Below are 24394 nucleotides of genomic sequence, written 5' to 3'. Positions count from 1 at the left end.
CCATCACTTCGAGTGAGTAAGATCCCTCAGAGACGATGAGGTTGATAGGTTCGAGGTGGAAGCGTGGTGACACGTGGAGCTGACGGATACTAATAGATCGAGGACTTAACTAAATTCTTTTTGATGTCTTGATTCACTCTTATTTAGTTTTTAGGGTATAAGTAATATCTTAATTTAAATAAATGTCTGGTAGCAATAGCGAAGAGGTCACACCTGTTCCCATCTCGAACACAGAAGTTAAGCTCTTCAGCGCCGATGGTAGTTGGGACTTTGTCCCTGCAAGAGTAGGACGCCGCCAGGCATAAGATTATTTCACAGTACCTTAGGTGGTAGCACAACGACGATTCGTCGATTGGTCGTAGATTCGAAATTTAGCTTTCGAATTTACCTGTGGAATTATTTATTTGTTAATAATAATTGGGAAAATTTAACTGGCCCGTTGGTCAAGTGGTTAAGACACCGCCCTTTCACGGCGGTATCACGGGTTCGAATCCCGTACGGGTCACCAACATGGAGGATTAGCTCAGCTGGGAGAGCACCTGCCTTACAAGCAGGGGGTCGCAGGTTCGAGCCCTGCATCCTCCACCATTTTTAAACATTTAGATAAATATTAATTTATCTCCCAAATCGCGGGGTGGAGCAGTCTGGTAGCTCGTTGGGCTCATAACCCAGAGGTCGTAGGTTCAAATCCTGCCCCCGCAACCAAATTATTTCAGGTTTACTACGTTGAATAGACTTCTTTGTTAATTGAAAATCAGTAGTACTTGAAGAGTGCAACCAATTAATTATTCATTAATGGTTAAGTATCATTTTCTTATTCTAAATAAGGTCCGGTAGTTCAGTTGGTTAGAATGCCTGCCTGTCACGCAGGAGGTCGCGGGTTCGAGTCCCGTCCGGACCGCCATATATGCCGGCCTAGCTCAACTGGTAGAGCAACTGACTTGTAATCAGTAGGTTGGGGGTTCAAGTCCTCTGGCCGGCACCATTTTTTTTGTGTTAGTTTAACTCACTTTGTGAGCCATTAGCTCAGTTGGTAGAGCATTTGACTTTTAATCAAAGGGTCGAAGGTTCGAATCCTTCATGGCTCACCATTTGCGGGTGTGGCGGAATTGGCAGACGCGCTAGACTTAGGATCTAGTGTCTTCGGACGTGGGGGTTCAAGTCCCTTCACCCGCATCATTTACTTGCTAATTGAAGAAGTAACTCAGTAGTAGAACATCACCTTGCTAAGGTAGGGATTGCGAGTTTGAATCCCATATTTCGCTCCAAGCCCTTGCCGGGGTGGCGGAACTGGCAGACGCACAGGACTTAAAATCCTGCGGTAGGTGACTACCGTACCGGTTCGATTCCGGTCCTCGGCACCATATGCGCCCGTAGCTCAATTGGATAGAGTACTTGACTACGAATCAAGCGGTTAGAGGTTCGACTCCTCTCGGGCGCACCATTTATTATCGGGAAGTAGCTCAGCTTGGTAGAGCACTTGGTTTGGGACCAAGGGGTCGCAGGTTCGAATCCTGTCTTCCCGACCATTCATTACGGGGCCTTAGCTCAGCTGGGAGAGCGCCTGCCTTGCACGCAGGAGGTCAGCGGTTCGATCCCGCTAGGCTCCATTTGCTTTATTATATTTGGCGGCGTAGCTCAGCTGGCGAGAGCGTACGGTTCATACCCGTGAGGTCGTGGGTTCGATCCCCTCTGCCGCTACTAAAATATATAGTTATAAGATGGCGGTCGTGGCGAAGGGGTTAACGCATGGTTTGCGCTCAGCATTCATGGGTTCAATTCCCATCGGTCGCCCTTTAATATTAAATGATTATAAATTGGACCCTTAGCTCAGTTGGTTAGAGCTATCGGCTCATAACCGATCGGTCGCAGGTTCGAATCCTGCAGGGTCCATTTGAAGTAACGATTATTATGTGGAGGTATACCCAAGTCCGGCTGAAGGGATTGGTCTTGAAAACCAACAGGCGGGTTAAACCGCGCGGGGGTTCGAATCCCTCTACCTCCTCCATACATATTGTTAGCTCATTCTTTCATGGCTTGGTAGCTCAGTCGGTAGAGCAGAGGACTGAAAATCCTTGTGTCGGCGGTTCGATTCCGTCCCGAGCCACCACTTTAGAAATAATTGTGGAGGGATAGCGAAGTTGGCCAAACGCGGCGGACTGTAAATCCGCTCCCTCAGGGTTCGTAGGTTCGAGTCCTACTCCCTCCACCATTTTATATATCATAACTTAACGTTTTATGCGGGTGTAGTTTAGTGGTAAAACCTCAGCCTTCCAAGCTGATGATGAGGGTTCGATTCCCTTCACCCGCTCCATATATTCTTTCTATGGGCCTGTAGCTCAGCTGGTTAGAGCGCACGCCTGATAAGCGTGAGGTCGGTGGTTCGAGTCCACTCAGGCCCATTTCTATAAATCTCTTCTATTTTGGTTCATACTTCATACAATTGTATGTTACTATATAATGTTCATTGTGCCCTTAGCTCAGTAGGATAGAGCAACAGCCTTCTAAGCTGTGGGTCAGAGGTTCGAATCCTCTAGGGCGCACTTAAATACTCACTATTCCACAGTAGCTCAGTGGTAGAGCAATCGGCTGTTAACCGATCGGTCGTAGGTTCGAATCCTACCTGTGGAGCCATTGGAGAAGTACTCAAGTGGCTGAAGAGGCGCCCCTGCTAAGGGTGTAGGTCGTGTAAGCGGCGCGAGAGTTCAAATCTCTCCTTCTCCGCCATTATTGGGCTATAGCCAAGCGGTAAGGCATCGGGTTTTGATCCCGTGTATCCCAGGTTCGAATCCTGGTAGCCCAGCCATTTACATACAAAAATACGAGTTGTCTACCTATAAATAAGAAATAACAGAATGAAAAACAATATATATAAATAGCCACACAAAAGCGCATGGATAATAATATCCATGCGTTTTAAATTTACTTCATTTATGGGAAATTATATAAGTACTTTTGTTTATTAATTTACAAATACTCCCATACCTAAGAAAAGAGTTATTCCTCCCACTATCTTCCACTGATATTCTTACCTTTTGTTAACAAATTGGACTTACACAACATAACTTACCGCTTTGATGCTTCATTTATCGGGGTCTTTTTAATATTGATGAATCTACCATACCTGTAGTATAATCCTCGGCCTTCTATTCACCCGTATAATCTGTAGTGACCCATTTTTATAGAAAAATATAACTATAAATATGTGTCAAGATATTGACAAATTAGCTTAATAGACCTATGCTATAATTAGCGATTATAATATAAATATTAAATTAATTGTAGTTTAATTAACTCTTTCTAAATTACCAACTTAATCGTTTTGAATCTAGCAATTTATATTATTTTTACAGAAATAAAGAGAATCTATTTTTGATAGCTTGATTACACTGTTTGATTAACGCAACCATTATTATTACTGCAATTACTTAACAGAATAAAGAAATATAGTAATCGATCATAATGAGATGAATTTACAAATTCGGGGATAACTACATAATCGCTGGGGATTAAAAATCCATAAGCGATATTTGTCACCTCTCTTTACTTCTAATTTCAAATGAATTGGAGGCTTTTTTTATGTCAACGAATGATGAAAAACAACTTGATGCAAATGGTTCCTCAAGACGTAAATTCCTGAGAAATAGTGGGATTGCTGCTGGGGGAGTGGTTGTTGGTGGAACATTAGGCGGTTTACTTGGATTTAATGATAAAGGTGAACAAGAATCCACCGCGACAGCGACAAAAGAAACACAATCTGCACAGCAGCATGATCAGGCTTTAGAATATTTTAATAATCGAGCGGATTTTGATTTGCTAGGACAGGCAACAGAGCGAATTTTTCCAGAAGATGAAAATGGTCCAGGTGCGATTGGTTTAGGCGTTCCTTACTATATTGATCACCAATTAGCAGGGAAATGGGGAATCAATGCAAAGGATTATAGGCAGGGGCCATTCTTTGAAGGGGAGCTGAACCAAGGCTATCAATCCCAATTAAAATATCATCAAATTTATGACTTAGGAATTGAAGCAATTGAAAAATATAGTCAAGCGACCTTTAATGAAGGATTTACCGCATTAGATGGTGAAAAGCAAGATGAGGTCCTAGTAGCCTTTGAAAATGATGAGGTAGACATACCTGGTATTAAATCAAGTTTCTTCTTTAATATATTACGTCAGTCGACTTTAGAGGGTGCTTATTCGGATCCGCTTTACGGTGGGAATAAAGATATGCAAGGTTGGAAGATGAAAGAGTATCCTGGTGTACAAATGAGTTATTCAGATGAACAAGTGGCATCAAAAGAATTCATTGAAATTAAACCAGCGAGCCTTCATAACACACATAACTAAAGATGCATGGAAAAAATAGAATGCTATAAGAAAGAGATTTCAAACTTGGTAGATAGGAAAGTATAAAACTTCCGCATAAGTACAACTAAAGCATTCGAAAAGGCTTGATGAATGCCAAGTTTTCTAAAGAAAAAATGAACAGCAGGAAAAGGGGTAAATGAATATGGTTACGAAACTACCTAAAACAGATGTTGTAACGGTTGGTGTAGGTTGGACAGGCGGAATTATTGCTGCTGAGGCTAGTAAAGCAGGACTAAAAGTTGTCGGATTAGAACGTGGTGAAAACCGTGGAACGGCAAACTTTGCTATGAAGCATGATGAGCTCCGTTATGCATTACGTGGTGAATTAATGCAAGATTTATCAAGAGAAACGTTAACATTTAGAAATAATAGTGATCAACGTGCATTACCAATGCGTCAATATGGATCCTTCATGTTAGGAAACGGTGTAGGAGGAGCAGGTACACATTGGAACGGAATGACAGACCGTTATAACCCATATGACTTTGAAATCAAATCAAAAACAATTGAAAGATATGGTGAGAGTAAAATTGCGGATGGGCTACTCATCCAGGATTGGGGAATTACCTACGATGAAATGGAGCCGTACTATACGAAGTTTGAAAAGATGGCAGGCATTTCTGCTGACGAGACGCCTCTTCGTGGAGAACGTTCAGAACCCTTCCCAAACCCGGCATTGAAGCATGGTCCAGAGCTTGATTTATTTAAAGAAGCAACGAAAAAGATGGGACTGGATCCTTTTACCATGCCAGCAGCTAATAACTCACAACAATATACAAACCCGGACGGTCAGACTTTAGCAAGTTGTCAAATGAACGGATTCTGTGAACGATTCGGTTGTGAATACGGTGCTAAAGCAAGTCCAAACGTTACGGTTATCCCAGCAGCATTAAAAACTGGGAACTTTGATCTTCGTCCGAATTCTGAAGTTATCGAAGTGTTACATGAAGGTGGGAAAGCAACAGGGGTTATTTATGTCGATACGCGTACAGGCGAAAAATTTGAACAACCCGCAGATATTGTTGCAATAACAAGTTATACGTTTAACAATAATCGCTTGTTACTCAATTCAAAACTTGGAACTCCTTATAACCCTGAAACTGGGAAAGGTACGATTGGCAAGAACTACTGTTACCAAGTAATTGTTGGAACAGATGGATTTTTCGATGATCGCAAGTTCAATACTGCAATTGGGTCTGGTGGCCTAGGTGCAACATTAGATAACTTTAATGCCGATAACTTTGATCATACTGATGTTGACTTTATACATGGTGGAGCAATTATCATGAATCAATCAGGAAAAAGACCGATTGACAACAACCAAGTTCCTCCAGGTACACCAAGATGGGGTAAAGAATTTAAAGAGCAATCATTAAAATACTATAACCGGATGGTGAACGTTCACACATATGGTGCAACTTTACCTCATGTGGATAACTATTTGGATTTAGATCCGACATATAAAGATGTGCACGGTAATCCACTTCTTCGCATGACGTTTGATTTTTCGGAAACTGACCGTAAACGTGGCAAGTTCTTGAACGATAAAACTAAGGAAATCATGCTGGAAATGGGAGCAACACATGTCTCTGAGAATGAATCCGTTGAGCATTATGACATTACAAAATATCAAGCGACACATAATACAGGCGGTGTTATCATGGGAGCTGACCCTGAAACGTCTGCTGTCAATAATTACCTGCAAATGTGGGAAGCGGATAATGTTTTCGTAGTTGGTGGATCAGCATATCCTCACCAAAGTGGTTACAATGCGACGCATACATTAGGAGCACTTGCTTACAGAGCATCAGAAGGAATCATCAAATTTAGTAAAGAAGGCGGCAAACTCGCTTAATAGTGAAAGGAAGCATGGGGACGGTTCTCCTGCTTCCTTTTTTTGTGGAGAGGAAGCAAAAGAACCGTCCCCGTGCTGCATTTCACAAATGCAGTATTTTTTAAATTATCACAAAATTAAATTGACAAATAAATTATTACCTTTTACAATAATAATGTAATCGATTACATTTATTGATTTTATTTGAAAGTAGGAATTACATGGCTAATATTCAACAAATTGCTCAAAAGGCAGGTGTTTCCGTAGCTACGGTTTCAAGAGTATTGAATAATGCGACCTCTGTCACCCAAAAGACAAGAAGTAAGGTAGAAAGTGCAATTAAAGAGTTAAATTATGAACCAAGTATGCTGGGACGCAATTTAAGGAAATCTGAAAGTCGTCTCATGCTCGTCCTTCTGCCTAGCATTTCCAATCCTTTTTATAATGAGATTATCAACGGAATTCAAAACACAGCTATTTCGAATAACTACAACATCCTGCTTTGCGAGACAGATTCCAAGCCGGAACGAGAAAATATTTACTTTAATATGGTCAAAAATAAACTGGCTGACGGCATTATTTCCATGGATCCAACCGTCAATATGCAAAAACTGAATGAGCTTGCCGAAAATCATCCGGTCATTCTATGCAGTGAATACGAAGAAGGTGGATGTATTCCATACGTGACCATTGATAGCGAGCTGGCAGCCTATCAAGCGGTGAAGCATCTGATTAAACTAGGGAATGAGAAAATTGCACTGATTACTTCTGACGAAAAGTTCCTCTATGCAAGACTTCGTAGGGCCGGTTATGAGCGAGCATTAAAAGAGTTCCATCTACCTATTCGAGAGGAATGGATTTACCATACAAAAGAACTGGAATTTCAAAATGGGGTACAGGCGATGCGAATATTGCTTCAGCTGGAAGAAAAACCAACAGCGGTATTTGCGGTTTCGGATACATTAGCAATTGGTGCGTTAAAAGCATTAAACGGTGGATTGAAATTGCCACATCCGATTGCTGTCGTTGGCATTGATAATATCAGTTTTTCCAATATGACCAACCCTACCCTTACAACCATTTCACAGCCGATGTATAAAATGGGTTTACTTGCAGCTGAGATGCTCATGGATCGCATGAAGGGTAAAAAGGTTGAAAGTATGATTTTGGATCATGAACTAATAATTCGTGAGTCGACCATGGGGTAGGAAAACCAAAATTTTGAATAGGAGGGAGGTTTTTGTTGTGGGATTTAATGTAGGAATTATTGGCTGTGGTTCGATTACACGATTCCGTCATGCACCCGAGTACAAAGCCAATCCGTTTGTTGAGGAGATCGTCTTTTATGATCGGAATATTGAAAGGGCAGAAAGCTTAGCTGCAGAATTTGGCGGCCGAGTCGCTGTAAAACTGGATGACCTGCTCACGGACCCGACAATTGTTGCTATTAGTGATTGTTCCTCTAATGAAGCCCATCATATTCATACATCAAAAGCGTTATTAAGTGGAAAGCATGTTTTATGTGAAAAGCCAATAGCTTTAAGTGTGAAGCATGCAGAGGAAATTGCCAGGGCAGAACGAAAATCAGGAAATAAATTAATGGTTGACCATAACCAACGATTTACAAAAGCTCACCAAAAAGCAAAGGAAATCGTAGAGAAAAAAGAGCTAGGGGAAGTACTTACCTTCAAGACAAATTTCGGCCATCAAGGCCCAGAAGAATGGGGAATTACGAAATCGAATGCTACCTGGTTTTTTAAAAAAGAGCGATCTCCCTTTGGTGTTGCCGGAGATTTAGGGATTCATAAGATTGATTTAATTCATTACTTATTGGATGACGAAATTGAGGATGCGCATGCTTTTCATGGGGCGCTTGATAAGGTAGATGAGCACGGAAATCCGATTGAGGTATGTGATAATGTTGTTTGTGTATTAAAAACAAAGAAAGGTCGATTGGGAACAGCATCTTTCTCCTGGACCTATTACGGGAAAGAAGACAACTCTACGACGATCTACTGTCAAAAAGGTATTATTAAAATCTATCATCAAGCCAATTCACAGCTAGTCATTGAAATGAACGATGGCACTGTGACCCATTATGAGTTAGAACAAATCCAAACAAATGACAATCAAACAAATACAGGTGTTATCGATGCTTTTATTGCTTGCATTGTAAATGACGAGACTCCACCTGTAACAAGTCGTGAGGCCATTGCTTCTTTGAAAGTAATTGAAAAGATACTTGATATAGAAGTATAGGAATAAAGTCACGAAAAAATATTCGAAATAATTTGACTTCTACTTGGATTTCTTTTAAGATACTTGTAACGGATTACATTTTAATAATGACAGCAGACTATTTTCAAGTAGACTTCCTTTCGTACTCGTAATCCAATCTAATTGATAGGAGGTTAGGCATGTTTCATCAGCTTGCAATCAATTCGAATACCTATCATGGATATTCCTTAGAAGATGCTGTGAAAGGGGCCAGTGAAGCTGGATTCACTCAAATTGAATTAGCTGCCGTAAAGGATCATACGGCACATGTATTGCCCGATATGACAGAGGATGAGCTCAAAGGAATTAAAGTACTACTTAAAGATTATGGAATGACCTGTGTTGGAATAGGGGCACACAGTAACCTCATGAGAGAAGAGGGAATCACTAACTTAGTTAAAAGTATAGATTTAGCCACTTTCTTTGATTGCCAATATGTTATTACGGCAACAGGTGATGCGCATAACGACTCCGATGTTATTGAAGATGAAAAAAGGTTAGTCGAAAATTTAGAACCTGTACTTAAAAAGTGTGAAGAGTTGGGTAAAACACTAACAATAGAGACCCATGGCAATAATTTTGCGACAGGTCTTACATTAATAAAACTAACTCAGGCCTTAAATAACAGGATAAAAATTAATTACGATACAGCCAATGTTATCTTATACGGGAACGTTTTACCGTATGAAGATTTAGAGTTTTGTGTAGGTGAGATTGAATTTGTTCACTTAAAGGATAAGCTAGGGGCTACGAACGAATGGAATTTCCCAGCGATTGGTGATGGGAATCTTGATTTCAACCGAATTTTTAACATCCTTGAAAAAGGGAATTATCAGGGTCCGATTAGTGTAGAAATTGAGTTTACACCAGCAGGTCCCGAGAGTCTAAGTGAAGTAAACGAAGCTGTAAAACGATCCTTCAACTATCTTAAGAGCATACGAGTTTGAGAGAGTAGGAGGTATTATGAAGACAATAGGACTGGTTGGATTAGGTAATATCGGAAAAACGCATTTAGAGGCATATCGTCATGTCCCCAATGCAAAAGTGATTGCTATTTGTACTAGAAATGGAAGGAAAGATGAATTAACTTCCTTCGATGGGTCGATTGTTTCGGAGTATGAAGAACTCCTTCGTTGTGAAGCGATTGATATTATAGATATTTGTGTACCGACGTTTTTACATGAGGAATATATCACGAAGGCTGCCAGAGCTGGTAAGCATATCTTTTGTGAAAAGCCGTTGACGTTGACGGTGGAAGCAGCGGAGCGGATTTTTCGAGTAACCGAGGAATGTGGTGTACGGTTGTTCGTTGGGCATGTTATCCGATTTTGGCCGGAATACCAAACCATTAAAGCATATAGCGAGACGGATAAATTGAGTAATATTGAAATGGTTCAAATGGGAAGATATGGCCAATTACCTAATTGGAGTAAATGGTTTCAGCATCCGGAAAAAAGCGGGGGAGCTCTATTTGATCTCCATATTCATGATATTGATTTCGTCTATTATTTGCTAGGTAAAGTTGAACGCGTCTATGCAGTAGGGCATCAGAACGAATATGGGGCATGGGACCACATTATGACAACCCTCACATTTAAAAATCAGGCAAAAGCATTTGTTGAAGGATCACAAAAAATGCCGATGGGCTATCCATTTACGATGTCACTGCGAGCACAGGCAGCAAATAGTGCTTTGGAATTCCAACTTAAAGGCGGGGCAAACATTGAGAAAATCAATGAACGCCGATTTGTTTTTTATGAAAGTGATCAGGTATCTGTGGTGAATGATGTCGTACAAGCGGATGCTTTCCAAAATGAATTAGCTTATTTTATCAGTTGCATTGAAAATGATCACGAGAACCACATTATTCCATTGAATGACGTTTTATATATTATCAAATTGCTCCAAGATATTGAAAAATCATTAAAAACAGGGCGTGAAGTTCCTGTCCTGTAATGAACTTTTATCGAATATTGTAAGCGCTTTTATTAATTGAAAGATGGTTTCACGATTTCATTCGTATAGATTTTAAAAATCAAAGGGGGTTTTTTAGTTGAAAAATTTAGTTAAATTGTTTGTTTTCCTTGTATTGATAATGGTACCGGTATTGGTTGCATGTGGAGATTCAGATGATGCATCTGGTGAGGATGGTGGAGAAAGTGATTCTGGCGATAAGTACAAAGTAGGTATTCTGGCACCTGCTGTTACCCATGGTTGGGTGGCTGCGGTTGCATATCATGCAGAATCACGTGCCGAAGAATTATCCGATGATATGGACTACCAAATTCATACAAGTACCAATGCATCCGAAATGACATCACAGCTAGATGACTTAATCACTTGGGGCGCAGAAGCGATTGTAGCATTCCCGCAGTGGGAAGGGATGGAGGTCCCCATTCAACGTGCATTGGATGAAGGAATTGAAGTGGTAAACTTTGATATTGCTATTGATGTCGACGGCGTGTATCGAGTTGCAGGTGACAACTACGATATGGGAGTACAGGGAGCTAACTATGTAGTAGATAAAATTGGTACAGAAGGTGAAGTTGTTATCTTAGAAGTGCCTTCAGCAGGTTCTGTTTCGGAGCTGAGAACGAGTGGTTTTGTTGAAACAATGGAAGAAATTGCACCAGATATGACCCTTCATACCTATGCCACACAGTTTACTAGAGAAGATGGTTTGTCAGATTTTGCTGATATTCTAACAAGTATGGACCATATTGATGCCGTATACTCCTTGGATGATGAAACGTCAATTGGCGCCCTTCAAGCAATCAACGAAGCTGGAAGAACAGACATACAAGTCGTAACAGGCGGTGGCGGTATGCAAGAATATTTCGAAATGATGCCTGAAAATGAAGATATCTGGATTCAATCTGCCCTATACAGCCCAGCTATGGTTAAAGATGCAGTAGATATCGCAGTTGATTTACTAAACGGCGAAGATGTAGAAGCAGAAACGATCATCCCAACAACCGTAGTAGACCGAGAAAACCATGAAGAATTCCTAGACGAAGAGTCCCCGTACTAGACCGGGATTCAACGAAGCGGTAAGGCTGGAAACTAATTAGAGAATAAAAATGGGGTTATGGCGTTTGCTATAGCCTCTTCTTTTCTAAAAACTATTTCTAACTCTAGTACCTACCTAGGCTTGCTATTACAAAAGTATGGATGTGATTACATGAAAATTACGATGGAAAATATACGAAAGTCTTTTGGGAGTAACGATGTCATAAAGGATGTGTCCCTTTCTGTCCAAGGTGGTGAAATTTGCGCATTGCTCGGGGAAAATGGAGCAGGTAAATCCACATTAATGAATATTCTCGGTGGCGTTCATCAATTGGATTCCGGATCGATTTTGGTCGATGGAAAAAAGGTGAACTTCGATACACCTGCCGGGTCACTAGAAGCGGGAATCGCATTTATCCATCAGGAACTGAATTTGATCAATGACTTACCTATTTATGAAAATATGTTTCTCGGTCGGGAAATCAAAACGAAACGAGGAAGCCTTGACCTAAAGCAAATGTATGATCAAACGGCAGAAATGTTTGAGCGGATGAATGTGGATTTGGACCCTGGAAAAATGGTTCGTGACTTGGATTCATCCTATAAACAAATCGTTGAAATCTGCCGTGCGATGATGACAAATGCATCCATCATCATTATGGATGAGCCCACCACATCGTTAACCGATTCAGAAATTGAACGGGTTTTTAAGATGATGGAAACGATGAAGGAGCACAACGTCGGAATCATTTTTATATCTCATAAATTAAATGAGGTAATGCAGGTTTGTAATCGATACCTCGTACTTCGGGATGGAAATTTGGCTGCTGGTGGAAATGTAAGTGATATAACGACAAAAGAGTTGGCGAGTCACATGGTAGGTTACGATGTGAGAACGGAGTCATTACGAAGAGAGAGAGACGCTGAGGAAATTGGGGAAGAAGTCTTGCGAGTGGAAGGGCTGACAGATCAGCAGTCTTTTCGCGATATTAGTTTCTCCATCAAGAGTGGTGAAATTGTTGGTGTGACAGGTCTTCTTGGAGATGGTCGAAGCGAACTTTTTCAAGCAATCTTTGGTGCGGAGAAATTGACATCTGGAAAAATTTACTTAAACGGCAAAGAAGTAAAAATCAAAAGTACGTACCAGGCCATTAAAGAAGGAATTGCGTACCTCCCTCGTAACCGAAAAGAGAATGGAATTATTAAAGATATGAATATTATCGAAAATGCCTCGATTGTTACATGGCCGATGTTTGCAAAGCGGGGAATTATTAATACAGAAAAGCATTGGCAGAAATTTGAGGAGCAGCGCGGTACTTTGCGTTTGAAGATGGGTGAACTGACCGATAGCATTACAAGTCTTTCTGGTGGAAACCAACAAAAGGTTGTTTTATCCAAATGGTTAGCTGCGAATCCAAGAATACTGATTTTAGATAATCCTACGCAGGGTGTCGATGTGGGAGCGAAGGAAGATATTTACGATATTATTTTAAAGCTTGCGGAAGAGAATATTGCCATCATTGTACTATCCAGTGAAGCGCAAGAAATTATCCGCGTATGTGATCGAGCACTTGTCATGTATCATGGCATTATTCAGGGTGAGGTTCAAGGTGAACATCGAAATGAGCATTCGATTATGAGCTTGGCTACTGGTGGGGAGCTTGATTTAGAGAGGAGAGAACAACCATTATGAAACCAGAGTTGGAGAACACACCCCCAATAAAAAAGAAAAAGACTTTTATGGAAAGATTTAAATATAAATGGTCGAATGACCCGCTATTCAGTATATTAATTGCCCTTATCATTATGGTTATTTTACAAACCTTGACATTAGGTTTTGATTACAATTCCGTTGGCGAATGGTTCCAGTCTTGGACAAGTAACTGGATTAATATTCTACGTAACAACGCTGGTGTCGGTATTGTTGCATTAGGGATGACCTTTGTTATTATGACAGGCGGGATTGACTTGGCCGTTGGTTCCACACTGGTTATTACTGGTGCATTTGCGATGTACCTCCTGGATACAGGAAGTGCAGGAATCTTAGGTGCAATCGGTGTATCTGGCGTTCCTGCTATTATTCTTACGATTATTCTAGTGATGGGATTTGGGTATCTATTAGGTGCACTTATTGGTGTGACTATCACAAAAGGAAATGTTCCCCCTTTTATCGCAACATTAGGAGCGATGATGATTTTCAGAAGTGTGACCCAGCATTTTGCACAAGGCTACAACACTTCTGTACCAATGGAATTTTTACAAATATCGAGCCTTAAAATCGGAAATTTCATGATTATGCCCATCTTTTATTGGGCTGTCATTGCTGCTATTCTATACTATGTGTCGAAGCGAACAACCTTTGGAAGGCAAATTATTGCAGTAGGATCGAATGAAAGAGCCGCAAAACTTTCTGGAATTAATGTAAACAAGGTGAAGCTACGTGTGTATGCATTAATGGGACTTCTTGTTTCGGTTGCTGCTATAATTCAAGTGTCACGTATCGGCTCCATGGACTTCTCCAACGCCGGAAGAGGAATGGAAATGGACGCCATCGCAGCAGCCGTTGTCGGTGGAACCAATATGCTAGGTGGACGAGGATTTATCCTTGGCACAGTATATGGAATGCTTATTATTGCGGTAATGAATAACCTACTAAACCTATTCGGAGTACCACCATACTTAAGAGAAGCATTCAAAGGAATAATTGTAATTGTAGCAGTATTACTACAAAGAAAAGAAAAAAATGCATAGAAAAAGGAAGCATGGGGACGGTTCTCCTGCTTCCTTTTTTGTGGAGAGGGGGAGGAATATTCTTACTAGACGCTAATAAAAGTATGTGACATGTAGGTGTATCAAGAATGAAAGAAATAATAGATCGACTCACTGTTCCCCGCCACAAATTGATTTTTGCCAAACAGGACGGAGGGCAGTTTATAGGACAATTATCCCGCTAGAAGCAAAAGAACCGTCCCCGTGCTGCATCCTTTTACCCTAACGCTAATTTTTCATAATGCTTATACAGCGCATGGAATTTCCCAGCATAGTTTTTATGCCAAGGTTTTTTCTTCCCACAAAAATGGATGATGGATGTATATCGGATAATATAATCCATATTTATTTTATTTTTACTGGAAAGCTTGTAATATAGGTAAAACCTTGCATCGAAATTATAGCGTACTTCGTCAATAGTTATGATTTCCTTCGAATATAACCCATTAATAACATCTTGATCCGGTAAAACAAGCCTTTTTTTATTTTCTTCAACGAAACGAAAAATCTCCTGTTCCTTTATTTCCTTCCGCTGTAATTCGAGATTCATTAACAGTACACCTGAATTATAGTATGCTTCGATTTCATATGCCTTCAATCTTAATTTATTAATCTCTTTAGCGGATGTGAAATCATGATAAGCCGCAGCATATAAATGGCCCGTCATATCCATATCATACAATTCTCTGATGCCATTGATTACAAGAATATCAGGGTCAATATATAATATTCTATCTAAATCACTAGGCAGAAACTTATATGCCAGTAATCGATAATACATTTCCTTCGAATAATGTTTTACTACTGGGGCATCAGCAAAATAATTCTCTTGTACCGTTAGTGCTACGAAATCATGCCCATGATCATTTATGTATTTATGGATCATTGAAAGTTCTTTCTCGTTTAAGGTTGAATGCAGCAAATAGACACAAAACACTTCATTTGAATTATTCATAAACAATGATTTCAGCATAACTTTCAATGGGTTAATATAATTTGCATTTAAAGTAACTAAGATATTCACGTAAATCAATCTCCACATCTTTTAATTTCTATTTTATTAATTATATCATGCCGAGAATGATTTATCGTGAATGGAAGCGTTGACGGTAGGAAGCACGGGGACGGTTCTCCTGCTTCCTTTTTTGTGGAGAGGGGGAGGAAAAGAACCGTCCCCGTGCTGCATTTCGTTCGTATTTCCTAATAGGAAAAAAGCAACTACCCTTTACGTCTACTTGTTGAGGCAGTTACTTTTTATACTTTAATAGTTAGTTATCTTCTTTTCATGCGGTGTTTAGTTGTATCGTTCAAATGTTAATAACTCCCGCTCTCACCGACAACAAAATCATAAACCCGTGAATGTCGGTTTTTGACCCTATGCCTCTCAAAAAACGCTTCCTCAATATCAACCAGCTCAGCCAATAGCTTAAGCTCGAACTTCGTGTAACTTAATACATCTTCAACAGAGCGTATTTCTTTTTCAAAAAGAACTTGAAAAGAGCTTCTAATTTTTCCTGGCTTCATGATAATGATTTGATCATCTAATGGCTCGATTTCCTTATAGTTATTTCGATTCAGAGAGGAATTAAAATACCTGTATTGCTGGTAAGACATTCGTTTAAGCGTATATGCTCGGTAAGCCATTGCAGCGATAGATACTTTCCATTTCTTCTTTAATTCAATATAAGCATTTGGATTTGAAATCTTACCGATCGCATCTAAGTCACTTAAAAATTCTTTTTCCGGTAATAGGAAGTTTGTAGCAAATGTGTTTGCTTCTCTTTCTATTTGCTCGTAATCTTTTTTGTTTAAGTCTGTTATATCTATCTTGTAATGTAAAAGCAGGTGTCCTAATTCATGTGCTAAATCAAAGTTACGTCGAACTGCAGATTTTTTCATATTGCCTAAAATGATGAAGGGGATATCGGCATCAGACCATGTGCTACATGCATCAACCGTATCACCGAATGACTTTTCAAAAATGAATGCCCCGTTCTTTTCGATATGAAAGAGCAAGTCTTCATTATGATCATTAGTTAAACCGATTGATTTTCTAGCCTCAGAAGCAATATGTTCAATTATTTTATCCATTTCTATTTGCTCGGCATTATTATTTTTATAGTTAATTGCATCGTCTTTAATTTTTTTTATTCTATTGTTTGGGTAGTTGATCGTTGACGAAAGATAATTGGTTATATGATTTAGGAATTCTAGATAAACGGTTTCCGATTTTGTTTTTTGTCTACTGTTGCGAACTTTGGAGCGATACGCTATATGTTGTTCATTAATTTGACTTGGCAGATCGCTTTTGGAATAAAAATATTTTGGTTGAACATGGAAGTACGTTCTCAACTTGTTAATCGCTTCTAAACTGGGGGAAATATACCCATTTTCATATTGCCAAATAGACTGTTCCGTCACATCTAACTCGCTGGCTAGCTGTCTTCTTGATAGTCCGTGGAGCAATCGTATGTTGGTTAACGTCTCACCAACAAACATGTTGCATTCCTCCTTTATGATTCTGTGTCACTAGCTTTGTCTTCCTCATCAATTACTATACCATAGTCACCGATGGATACTTGTGTCTCGATTTCCTTATCATCTGATTGGAGATATATAAATTTACCGATGAAATCAGTGAACGTCTTGTAAACGGAATCATGTAAGGTTATAAAAGTTATCTAAATGAGCGAATACAGAAAAAAGAAGAACTTTTAATTAGTAGTGCCTATGCTTGGGTTAACCCCCTCTATATTTAAATATATTATAAACTTAAGGCTGCCTATTTAAGTGAAATACTCTTTTTCATTTGATTCAGCGTTTCTCGGAAATAGCAGAAACAGACGCCAAACGTCCCATTGACAAAATTATCATAAATCTTTATTATTTAAATAATCACTCAAGTTAGTCATTACTAACCAATTTATGAAAACGAGGCTGATGATGTGGAGAAACAAAGAAAATTAGCGGCTAGTGATAGGAAAAAGATAGTCATTCGTTCAGCAATTGAAGTTTTTTCAGAATCTAATTATCGGGTGGCAAAGATCACGGATATTGCTAAACGGTCAGGGATTACGGATCCGATGATTTATAAGTTTTTCGCATCGAAGGCTGAGCTTTTTCAAGAGATCCTGAAAATAACCAGTCGGAAAACAATTGAGAATTTCCTGTCGAAGGATTTTTTTACGGAAGAGAAACTACAAACCAAAGCGCAATACCGAAAGGCAATCGAAAATAGTATGTGGACTTATTTTTCAAGTATGGAAACATACAGGCGGGAGTTGAAAATTTATTATCAAGCCATTTCCGAAGTGGATGATACAGATGTAAGGAAGGTATTAATCGATACCTATCAAAATTATGCAACTTTCTATCAATCTGTTTTAAAAGATGGAGAAGCTGAAGATATTTTAGATTTAGACATAGATGCTGAAACCATCTCATGGGATATGATTGGATTTATTATCCATCAAAGCACCTTGTTTTTAATGGATTTTTATAAGGAGGAAGATGCGCGGAAACTTCTTCAAAGCCGCGTGCAGACTTGGATTCCATAAATAAATACATATGATTGGAGAGAGAAAATGAAAAAAATGCGTTTTGTTACAGATTCCTTAAATTATATGAGTCATGATGAAATTGTTCAACACCAAGAAACGAAGCTATTGAAGCAAATGAAATATGTTTATAATAATTCTGAGTTTTACAGAGAGAAATTTAATGAAAACGGTGTGCACCCTCAAGAGATTAGGTCTATAGAGGATTTTCGGAAATTACCAATCATGATGGACAAAGATCAAGAAAGAAAAAGCCAGCAAGAATCCATGGAAAGATATGGTCATCCATTTGGTATGCATTTAAGCTGTTCACCGGATGATGTTGTTTTGACAGCGACGACGAGTGGGACAACGGGCGTACCTACGTTTACCTATACACTTGCACAAAGTGATCAAGACAATATTTCTACCGCTGTTGCTCATATGCTGGAGTATGGAAGAATTACTGCTGGAGACCGTTTATTATTCAACCATGCTTTAGGGGTTTATGCTACATCTGCAGCAATTCCAGGAATTAGACATGCAGGCGTGCTGCCAATTGATGTCGATGTAAGAGCTGGTACGTCGGAGATTCTACGCTATGCGCAATTAACGAAACCGAATGCGGCTATGATGACACCCTCTCTCGCAGAGCATCTAATCCAAAAAGCACCAGAATTGATAGGTAAAACGGTTGGTGAATTAAACTTATCTGCCCTCTATACAGTTGGAGAAATAGCGATTGGCATTCCGGAGGTCAAAAAGAAAATTGAAGATGCATATGGTTGTCGCGTATATGATTGGATTGCACCAACTGCTGGTACAGTCGCCTTTTCATGTGATTCGGATGACTACCATGGGATGCATTGTGTAACACCAGATTTCGATCTATATCCATATGATTTAGTGGACCCTGATACGAAACAAGCACTTGAGATTAAGGACGGCGTCATCGGAGAGGCAATTTATACTTCCTTAGACCGAAAAGCAGTTCCGATGTTAAGAATGGCTTCCGGTGATATTGTCCAAGTATTTACGAATGAGTGTCCGGGCTGTGGATTCAAGGGGTATCGTGTGAAGGTTGTTGGTCGCTCCGATGATATGCTTATTGTGAAAGGGGTCAATGTTTATCCTTCTGCAATTAAAAAAGTGATTAATAATTTCACTCCTCATGTGACTGGTGAAATGCGAATTGTACTAAATGATGCACCACCACGTGTTACACCACCTCTAGTCGTAAAAATGGAACATGGTCTTAATATTGATACGAATGATCTACAAAACTTAGAAGAAAAAATCAAATACGCGCTAAAACACCAAGTACGTATGACGCCAGAAATTATTTGGTGCGCGCCTGGAACATTAGAAAAATCAATGGGGAAAACACCATTATTCGAAAAGAATTATAACTAAAATAAACGGAATTGTTAAATGCTCGTCTTGAAGAGGAGATGTATACGCTTGGAAAAATATGAAACATTAAAGTTAGAAAAAGAGAATGATGTTCTAACTGTTACATTAAACCGTGAGAAAAACGCGAATGCTGTAAACACGAAGATGATTAGAGAATTAATCAAGGTAGCAGATTGGTTAAGAGAAGCGCCAGAAATTAAATTTGTTGTTTTTACAAATCAAGGGAAGATTTTCTCTGCTGGTGCGGACTTATATGAATTATATGATGGTTTGTCAGGGGTTGAGCAAACTTCTGACCAGTTAAGGAGCATGCAAATACTTGGTCAAGAAATGATGCGAAAGCTAGAAAGTATCGAACAAATAACAATTTCAGCGCTTCGTGGTAGTGCATATGGAGCCGGCGTTGCGATTCTGATGACGACTGATTTTCGAATTATGGAAGAGTCAGCTATTTTAAATTTACCAGAAACAAATGTAGGTATTTTTCTAACATGGGGCTGCACGCCAAGGCTCGTGAAAGCAGTTGGAGCTGTCAGAGCCAAGGAATTAATTATGTTATGTGAAGATGTGACTGCAGAGGAAAGCTATTCCATGGGCTTTATTAATAGAGTAGCTGCAGCTGAAAACATAGATGATGAAATCCAGCAATACGTTGAAAAAATTAGAAGCAAAGGTAACCAATCGATTCGAATGACAAAGAAATTAATTCAAGCCACAACAGCAGTTAATTTTGGTGATATCATGATTGGTGAAACAGAGCTCGTTGAGAAAGTATTGGTTTCAGGGGAGACAAAGAACAAGATGAAAGACTTTGTTGAACGGGAAAAATAATCTTTTAATGCGCCCCAGAAGTTAGAATGAAATCTGACTTCGGGGTGTTTTTTCATGGCTAAACATAGTGAGGAATTTATTATTTTTAAGGCATCTACCCCATATTTTTCGTTTCATATTTCCTCAGTGGGTGGTAGCTTATAATCTTAATTAATTCATTTGCCATCTCATGTGGAGGCGTTTTAAAATCGTCTTTTATCCATTTGACGATTAAGCCCCAGACACCGTATGCCCGATAAGTAATAAAATAATCATCATTCATATCTGTCTGTTCGTTTGGAAAGTAGATAATATCGTTTTTATGAAGTTCTATAAACGTATCGATGATTTTATCTTGAAATCCTGGTATCCCTTCTGAATCTTTCCATAGCTTGTAAAAGTCAGCATTGTTTAAAATATGCTCAAAAATAATGACATTGGAGGGAGATAGAGCGTCTACTTTAACAAAACGATTATTTTTATAGGGGAAACGAAATGCTTTGGTCAGGTCAGCTATCTTGTCATCGACTAGTTCCTGTACGAGCTCTTCTTTATCCTGGTAATGACGATAAAATGTTGCCCGATTATAATCCGCTCGATTTACAATGTCTGTAACGGTAATACTTCGGTACGTTTTTTCATTCATTAGCAAGATGAATGCTCGTTTCAGATTACTTTTTGTTCTGCGGATCCGCCGGTCTTCTGCAACATTATTTGATCGCATATACTTCCCTCCAAAGATTTTTATGAATGACGCAACAGTCTGCGTAAATCTGTTGCTTAACGATACAACGGAGTATTTATTAATGATTGAAAATATTTTCTTTACATTTAAACTAATAGTGAGTTCTAAAACAATTCGCTTAATGTAAGCGCAGTCATTACGTTGTAGTTATATTTTACCATCGTTTCACATAGTCTTCCAGCGAATGGGTGATAAAAAGGAGGAGTAATATGAATAGAGTAGAAGATAAGGTAGTTGTTGTTACAGGTGGAGCAAGGGGAATGGGAGCTAGTCATGTAAAAAGGCTGATTGCGGAAGGTGCAAAGGTTGTTGTTACAGACATATTAGAAGAGGACGGAAAGAAACTAGAAAGTGAGATTGGTAAAAACATATTATTTATCAAACATGACGTATCAAATGCATCTGACTGGGAAAATGTCATTGAGAAAGCGGAAGCGAAATTTGGACCGATTAATGTTTTGGTTAACAATGCAGGTATTGATATACCGGAAATAAATTTAGAAGAATACCCAGAAGAAACTTACCGCAAAGTGATTGATGTAAATCAGGTATCTGTTTTTCTAGGAATGAAACATGTCGTGCCATCGATGAAAAAAGCTGGGGGAGGATCGATCGTAAATATTTCCTCGCTTGCTGGAATTGTTGGAGTGAATAAAAAAGTTGCTTATACTGCCTCAAAATTTGCTGTAAGAGGAATGACAAAGGCAGCGGCCCTTGAGCTGGGGGAATATGGAATCCGTGTCAATTCCGTACATCCTGGATTTATCCGGACTCCTATGACGGAAGCCCTTATTAATGATGAATTGGTTAATATGTTTCCACTCAAAAAGGCTGGAGAACCTGAGGAAGTTACCAATCTGGTATTATATCTGGCTTCAGATGAGTCTAGTTATTCGACAGGATCTGAATTTGTGATTGATGGTGGGTTAGGCGCGCAATAATAGAAAGATAAGAGATAAACATCGTATAGAATGGGAGAGTTTTAAATGAGTAGATTAGAAGGAAAAGTAGCCATTATTACAGGTGCAGCAAGTGGTATGGGATTAGCTGGTGCAAAGTTGTTTGCAAATGAAGGAGCAAAAGTAGTTGCAACAGACGTGGTCGGTGATGTACTGGATGAAAGAGTGAAGGAAATTGTTGCGAATGGTGGAGAGGCGATTGCATATCATCTTGATGTATCCCAACCGGATTCGTGGAATGAAGTAGTTGAAAAAACAGTTGAAAAATATGGCAAAATTGATATTCTCGTTAATAATGCTGGTATTCACATGGCAAAAGGTATTTTAGAAGCTGAATTAGATGATTGGAATAAAGTAATGGCAATCAATTCTACTGGTGTATGGTTAGGAATGAAAACAGTTATCCCGCATATGCAACAAAATGGGGGAGGTTCTATTGTTAATACTTCTTCCATTGCAGCTATCGTTGGAGGTGTTGCTGATGCCGGGGGCGCAGCATATAGTGCATCAAAAGGTGCTGTTCGAGCATTAACGAAACACGCAGCCCAATGGTTTGGAACAGACAATATACGTGTAAATTCTGTTCATCCGGGAGCTATTTTTACTGGGATGGTTGAAAAGGCAGGAATTCATTCTCAGGAAGAAATGGGTTCTAATTACGATGGAAAAGCGGCTTTAAAACCATATGCAGGGGAAGCACAAGATATTGCCAATGCGTATTTATATTTAGCATCGGATGAATCAAAATATGTAACAGGTTTAGAATTAGTTGTAGACGGTGGTTGGACAACGAATTCGTAGGAAATCAAGAATCTAGTGTAATGTCAGCTCTCATTTATGGGAGCTGACTTTTTTAATAATGGTATGGTTAAAAATAGGAAAATATGGTCTGTCTATAATAACCGATTATTGTTACAATGATACTTGTACAAGAAGGCTTTCATGGGTGGTGGCTTACTCCCTTTTTTGATGAAAGGGGGTGATGCCTAATGACGGTATATGAATCGCTTGTTCTAATGATTTCATTTGGAACGTTAATCGTTGCATTGCTGTCAAGCCATAAAAAATAACCACCCTGTGAGCCTGGCAAGCAATTAGGGTGGTTATTTCTCGTTCTCTATTGTGAGCCGCCCCCTTGAAGGGCTATTGTATGTGGCCGTTAGTGTATCCGCACTAGCGGTCTCTTTCCATTTTATGCAACTAATCTACATTTATTATACCCGATATCCGTGGAAATGAAAACAGAAGTACCAAAACGGTGCCTGTCACTCCCCGAATTTTGTCGAATGTATCACACGGTGTGGGCAGAGGATTGTTGATCGAAAAAGAGCAGCTGTCGTTGTGTCCGTTTTTAGTAGCCTCAATCCGTTCTCAAATCCCTGCAATCCGTGCTATAGTAATTAAATATTAAGGATTATCGGATAGATAAACGTATTCAATGTGTTCTGAGGTATCCTCACTTTTACCTCAATTTTTACTCGATGATGAAAGACATGGGAGGAAATGGAAATGAGATATGATGTCATTATTATTGGCGCTGGTTCTATGGGAATGGCTGCTGGTTATTATCTAGCTAAAGAAGGAAAGAAAGTTGCGTTAGTTGATTCAAATGACCCGCCACATATAAAGGGTTCCCATCATGGTGAAACACGTCTAATTAGGCATGGCTATGGAGAGGGGGAGAAATACGTCCCATTAGCATTACGTTCACAAGAATTATGGTATGAGTTAGAAAATGAATCCAATCGAAAACTATTTCACAAAACGGGTGTACTAAATATAGGCACTAAAGAATCAACCTTTCTCAAAAATGTAATTCAATCTGCAAAAAGGTACGATTTAAATGCAGAAGTTTTAAATGCTGTTGATATTAATCGTCGATGGGAAGGTTATCATTTAAATGAGGATTTACTTGCTTGTTATGAGCCGAATGCCGGTGTGTTAATGAGTGAAGAGGCAATTCAAGCATATCGCGAACTAGCGATTCAATATGGAGCAGATTTGTTTCTAAATGAAAACGTTGAACGCATAGATATCCAATCTGATCATGTGACAATAGGACTGAAAGATAAACGCTTGCATGGAAACCAATTGATCATTACAGCTGGAAAAGGAACAAATAAAATAACTGCTTTATTTGAGCAAGAACTACCTCTAACCCCTATTAGAAAAACTTTTTCTTGGTTTCAGGCTGCAGAAGAAAAGTATAAAATAGGGTCCTTTCCTGCTTGGTCCTTTGATAATGGGCAAGCGGTTTTCTATGGGTTTCCTTCTATGAATAAATCCGGGCCTAAAATTGGTAGGCATGATGGAGGAATCCCTTTAACAAAGGGAGAAGAACTAGCATCCTTTGGTTCTTATACGGAAGATGAAGAGGATGTAACTGAATTTGCTAAACAAACCATGAGCGAGACATTAATCCATAAGCTGGGAAAAGTGTGTACCTATACAAATAGCCCCGACGGAGATTTTATTATCGATCGTTTCAAAGAATACCCTCATGTAATGATCGCTTGTGGTTTTTCTGGCCATGGTTTCAAATTCAGCAGTGCGATTGGTGAAGTATTAAGTCAAATGGCTATCAAAGGCAATAGTACACAGGATATATCATTTTTTAGTCTAGATCGATTTAAGCAAGGATCGTTTTGAATGGAAAAGAGAGGGCTGTAGA

The 24394-nt window shown here is 39.3% G+C and carries 19 protein-coding genes, 23 tRNA genes and 2 rRNA genes; 41 read left to right on the top strand and 3 right to left on the bottom strand.

Annotated features, from left to right (window positions below):
* The 34 genes from ACFOUV_RS07585 to ACFOUV_RS07420 all read left to right on the top strand — a co-directional run.
* Positions 1–113: ribosomal RNA gene (locus ACFOUV_RS07585) — 23S ribosomal RNA — on the top strand; the annotation flags it as partial.
* A 72-nt stretch (positions 114–185) separates the two neighbouring features.
* Positions 186–301 (top strand): 5S ribosomal RNA (gene rrf / locus ACFOUV_RS07580).
* 132 nt (positions 302–433) lie between these two features.
* Positions 434–508, top strand: a tRNA-Glu gene (locus ACFOUV_RS07575).
* A 4-nt stretch (positions 509–512) separates the two neighbouring features.
* Positions 513–588 (top strand) — tRNA-Val (locus tag ACFOUV_RS07570).
* 40 nt (positions 589–628) lie between these two features.
* Positions 629–705: transfer RNA gene (locus tag ACFOUV_RS07565), tRNA-Met, on the top strand.
* A gap of 122 nt (positions 706–827) precedes the next feature.
* Positions 828–904 (top strand) — tRNA-Asp (locus ACFOUV_RS07560).
* A 5-nt stretch (positions 905–909) separates the two neighbouring features.
* A tRNA-Thr gene (locus ACFOUV_RS07555) sits at positions 910–985 on the top strand.
* A gap of 30 nt (positions 986–1015) precedes the next feature.
* Positions 1016–1091: transfer RNA gene (locus ACFOUV_RS07550), tRNA-Lys, on the top strand.
* Between the two features lie 3 nt (positions 1092–1094).
* Positions 1095–1176, top strand: a tRNA-Leu gene (locus tag ACFOUV_RS07545).
* A 99-nt stretch (positions 1177–1275) separates the two neighbouring features.
* Positions 1276–1364: transfer RNA gene (locus tag ACFOUV_RS07540), tRNA-Leu, on the top strand.
* A 3-nt stretch (positions 1365–1367) separates the two neighbouring features.
* A tRNA-Arg gene (locus ACFOUV_RS07535) sits at positions 1368–1444 on the top strand.
* An 8-nt stretch (positions 1445–1452) separates the two neighbouring features.
* Positions 1453–1529 (top strand) — tRNA-Pro (locus ACFOUV_RS07530).
* Between the two features lie 8 nt (positions 1530–1537).
* Positions 1538–1610 (top strand) — tRNA-Ala (locus ACFOUV_RS07525).
* Positions 1611–1627: 17 nt separating this feature from the next.
* Positions 1628–1701, top strand: a tRNA-Met gene (locus tag ACFOUV_RS07520).
* Positions 1702–1724: 23 nt separating this feature from the next.
* A tRNA-OTHER gene (locus ACFOUV_RS07515) sits at positions 1725–1794 on the top strand.
* A 25-nt stretch (positions 1795–1819) separates the two neighbouring features.
* Positions 1820–1893: transfer RNA gene (locus ACFOUV_RS07510), tRNA-Ile, on the top strand.
* A gap of 22 nt (positions 1894–1915) precedes the next feature.
* Positions 1916–2008, top strand: a tRNA-Ser gene (locus tag ACFOUV_RS07505).
* Positions 2009–2034: 26 nt separating this feature from the next.
* Positions 2035–2110, top strand: a tRNA-Phe gene (locus ACFOUV_RS07500).
* 16 nt (positions 2111–2126) lie between these two features.
* Positions 2127–2212, top strand: a tRNA-Tyr gene (locus tag ACFOUV_RS07495).
* Between the two features lie 28 nt (positions 2213–2240).
* Positions 2241–2314: transfer RNA gene (locus ACFOUV_RS07490), tRNA-Gly, on the top strand.
* A 14-nt stretch (positions 2315–2328) separates the two neighbouring features.
* Positions 2329–2402 (top strand) — tRNA-Ile (locus ACFOUV_RS07485).
* A 67-nt stretch (positions 2403–2469) separates the two neighbouring features.
* Positions 2470–2543, top strand: a tRNA-Arg gene (locus ACFOUV_RS07480).
* A gap of 16 nt (positions 2544–2559) precedes the next feature.
* Positions 2560–2634 (top strand) — tRNA-Asn (locus ACFOUV_RS07475).
* 2 nt (positions 2635–2636) lie between these two features.
* A tRNA-Ser gene (locus tag ACFOUV_RS07470) sits at positions 2637–2727 on the top strand.
* 4 nt (positions 2728–2731) lie between these two features.
* Positions 2732–2806: transfer RNA gene (locus tag ACFOUV_RS07465), tRNA-Gln, on the top strand.
* Positions 2807–3579: 773 nt separating this feature from the next.
* Positions 3580–4350 (top strand): gluconate 2-dehydrogenase subunit 3 family protein, encoded by a 771-nt coding sequence (locus ACFOUV_RS07460; protein ID WP_379496158.1) that lies wholly within the window; start codon positions 3580–3582, stop codon positions 4348–4350.
* Between the two features lie 163 nt (positions 4351–4513).
* Complete coding sequence (locus ACFOUV_RS07455; RefSeq protein ID WP_379496157.1) at positions 4514–6226, top strand: GMC family oxidoreductase; 1713 nt, start codon at positions 4514–4516, stop codon at positions 6224–6226.
* Between the two features lie 200 nt (positions 6227–6426).
* Entirely contained in the window at positions 6427–7413 is a 987-nt protein-coding gene (locus ACFOUV_RS07450; RefSeq protein ID WP_379496156.1) for a LacI family DNA-binding transcriptional regulator, read from the top strand.
* 37 nt (positions 7414–7450) lie between these two features.
* The gene (locus tag ACFOUV_RS07445; RefSeq protein ID WP_379496155.1) at positions 7451–8464 is read left to right on the top strand and encodes a Gfo/Idh/MocA family protein; all 1014 of its coding nucleotides are present in this window, start codon (positions 7451–7453) and stop codon (positions 8462–8464) included.
* A 158-nt stretch (positions 8465–8622) separates the two neighbouring features.
* Positions 8623–9429, top strand: coding sequence for a sugar phosphate isomerase/epimerase family protein (locus tag ACFOUV_RS07440; protein WP_379496154.1), 807 nt, complete (start codon positions 8623–8625; stop codon positions 9427–9429).
* A 16-nt stretch (positions 9430–9445) separates the two neighbouring features.
* Positions 9446–10438: a Gfo/Idh/MocA family protein gene (locus tag ACFOUV_RS07435; protein ID WP_379496153.1), complete on the top strand. Its 993-nt coding sequence runs from the start codon at positions 9446–9448 to the stop codon at positions 10436–10438.
* A 97-nt stretch (positions 10439–10535) separates the two neighbouring features.
* Positions 10536–11513, top strand: a complete 978-nt coding sequence (locus tag ACFOUV_RS07430; protein ID WP_379496152.1) for an ABC transporter substrate-binding protein — start codon at positions 10536–10538, stop codon at positions 11511–11513.
* Positions 11514–11663: 150 nt separating this feature from the next.
* Positions 11664–13184, top strand: a complete 1521-nt coding sequence (locus ACFOUV_RS07425) for a sugar ABC transporter ATP-binding protein (protein WP_379496151.1) — start codon at positions 11664–11666, stop codon at positions 13182–13184.
* Complete coding sequence (locus tag ACFOUV_RS07420; protein WP_379496150.1) at positions 13181–14242, top strand: ABC transporter permease; 1062 nt, start codon at positions 13181–13183, stop codon at positions 14240–14242. The genes ACFOUV_RS07425 and ACFOUV_RS07420 overlap by 4 nt, the downstream gene beginning before the upstream one ends.
* 235 nt (positions 14243–14477) lie before the next feature.
* Here the strand turns inward: ACFOUV_RS07420 and ACFOUV_RS07415 are convergent, their stop codons facing one another.
* Positions 14478–15284 carry a glycosyltransferase family 8 protein gene (locus tag ACFOUV_RS07415; protein WP_379496149.1) on the bottom strand — a complete coding sequence of 269 codons (807 nt, stop codon included), beginning with the start codon at positions 15282–15284 and terminating at the stop codon, positions 14478–14480.
* Positions 15285–15574: 290 nt separating this feature from the next.
* Entirely contained in the window at positions 15575–16759 is a 1185-nt protein-coding gene (locus tag ACFOUV_RS07410; RefSeq protein ID WP_379496148.1) for a spr1629 family repressor/antitoxin, read from the bottom strand.
* A 446-nt stretch (positions 16760–17205) separates the two neighbouring features.
* Between ACFOUV_RS07410 and ACFOUV_RS07405 the strand changes: the two genes are divergently transcribed.
* The 3 genes from ACFOUV_RS07405 to ACFOUV_RS07395 are packed head-to-tail and all read left to right on the top strand — an operon-like array spanning position 17206 to position 20040.
* Entirely contained in the window at positions 17206–17817 is a 612-nt protein-coding gene (locus ACFOUV_RS07405) for a TetR/AcrR family transcriptional regulator (RefSeq protein ID WP_379496147.1), read from the top strand.
* A gap of 27 nt (positions 17818–17844) precedes the next feature.
* On the top strand, positions 17845–19209 hold the full coding sequence (locus tag ACFOUV_RS07400) for a phenylacetate--CoA ligase family protein (RefSeq protein ID WP_379496146.1): 1365 nt from the start codon (positions 17845–17847) through the stop codon (positions 19207–19209).
* Between the two features lie 48 nt (positions 19210–19257).
* Positions 19258–20040, top strand: a complete 783-nt coding sequence (locus tag ACFOUV_RS07395) for an enoyl-CoA hydratase/isomerase family protein (protein ID WP_379496145.1) — start codon at positions 19258–19260, stop codon at positions 20038–20040.
* Positions 20041–20134: 94 nt separating this feature from the next.
* Here ACFOUV_RS07395 and ACFOUV_RS07390 read toward each other — a convergent pair whose 3' ends face one another.
* A complete protein-coding gene (locus tag ACFOUV_RS07390; RefSeq protein ID WP_379496144.1) occupies positions 20135–20743 on the bottom strand; it encodes a TetR/AcrR family transcriptional regulator in 609 nt (202 codons plus the stop codon).
* 230 nt (positions 20744–20973) lie between these two features.
* On the opposite strand from ACFOUV_RS07390, the gene ACFOUV_RS07385 reads away from it, so the two are divergent.
* The 4 genes from ACFOUV_RS07385 to solA all read left to right on the top strand — a co-directional run bounded on the left by ACFOUV_RS07385 (position 20974) and on the right by solA (position 24372).
* The gene (locus ACFOUV_RS07385) at positions 20974–21705 is read left to right on the top strand and encodes a glucose 1-dehydrogenase (protein ID WP_379496143.1); all 732 of its coding nucleotides are present in this window, start codon (positions 20974–20976) and stop codon (positions 21703–21705) included.
* 45 nt (positions 21706–21750) lie between these two features.
* On the top strand, positions 21751–22524 hold the full coding sequence (locus tag ACFOUV_RS07380) for an SDR family NAD(P)-dependent oxidoreductase (protein WP_379496142.1): 774 nt from the start codon (positions 21751–21753) through the stop codon (positions 22522–22524).
* A gap of 188 nt (positions 22525–22712) precedes the next feature.
* The gene (locus ACFOUV_RS07375) at positions 22713–22793 is read left to right on the top strand and encodes a putative holin-like toxin (RefSeq protein ID WP_368858654.1); all 81 of its coding nucleotides are present in this window, start codon (positions 22713–22715) and stop codon (positions 22791–22793) included.
* A gap of 439 nt (positions 22794–23232) precedes the next feature.
* Positions 23233–24372 carry an N-methyl-L-tryptophan oxidase gene (gene solA / locus ACFOUV_RS07370; RefSeq protein WP_379496141.1) on the top strand — a complete coding sequence of 380 codons (1140 nt, stop codon included), beginning with the start codon at positions 23233–23235 and terminating at the stop codon, positions 24370–24372.
* Positions 24373–24394: the final 22 nt, after the last annotated feature.

It is taken from the genome of Oceanobacillus longus (genome assembly GCF_042650085.1).
Taxonomy (GTDB): domain Bacteria; phylum Bacillota; class Bacilli; order Bacillales; family Amphibacillaceae; genus Oceanobacillus; species Oceanobacillus longus.
This window is presented reverse-complemented; position numbering and strand designations above follow the sequence as displayed.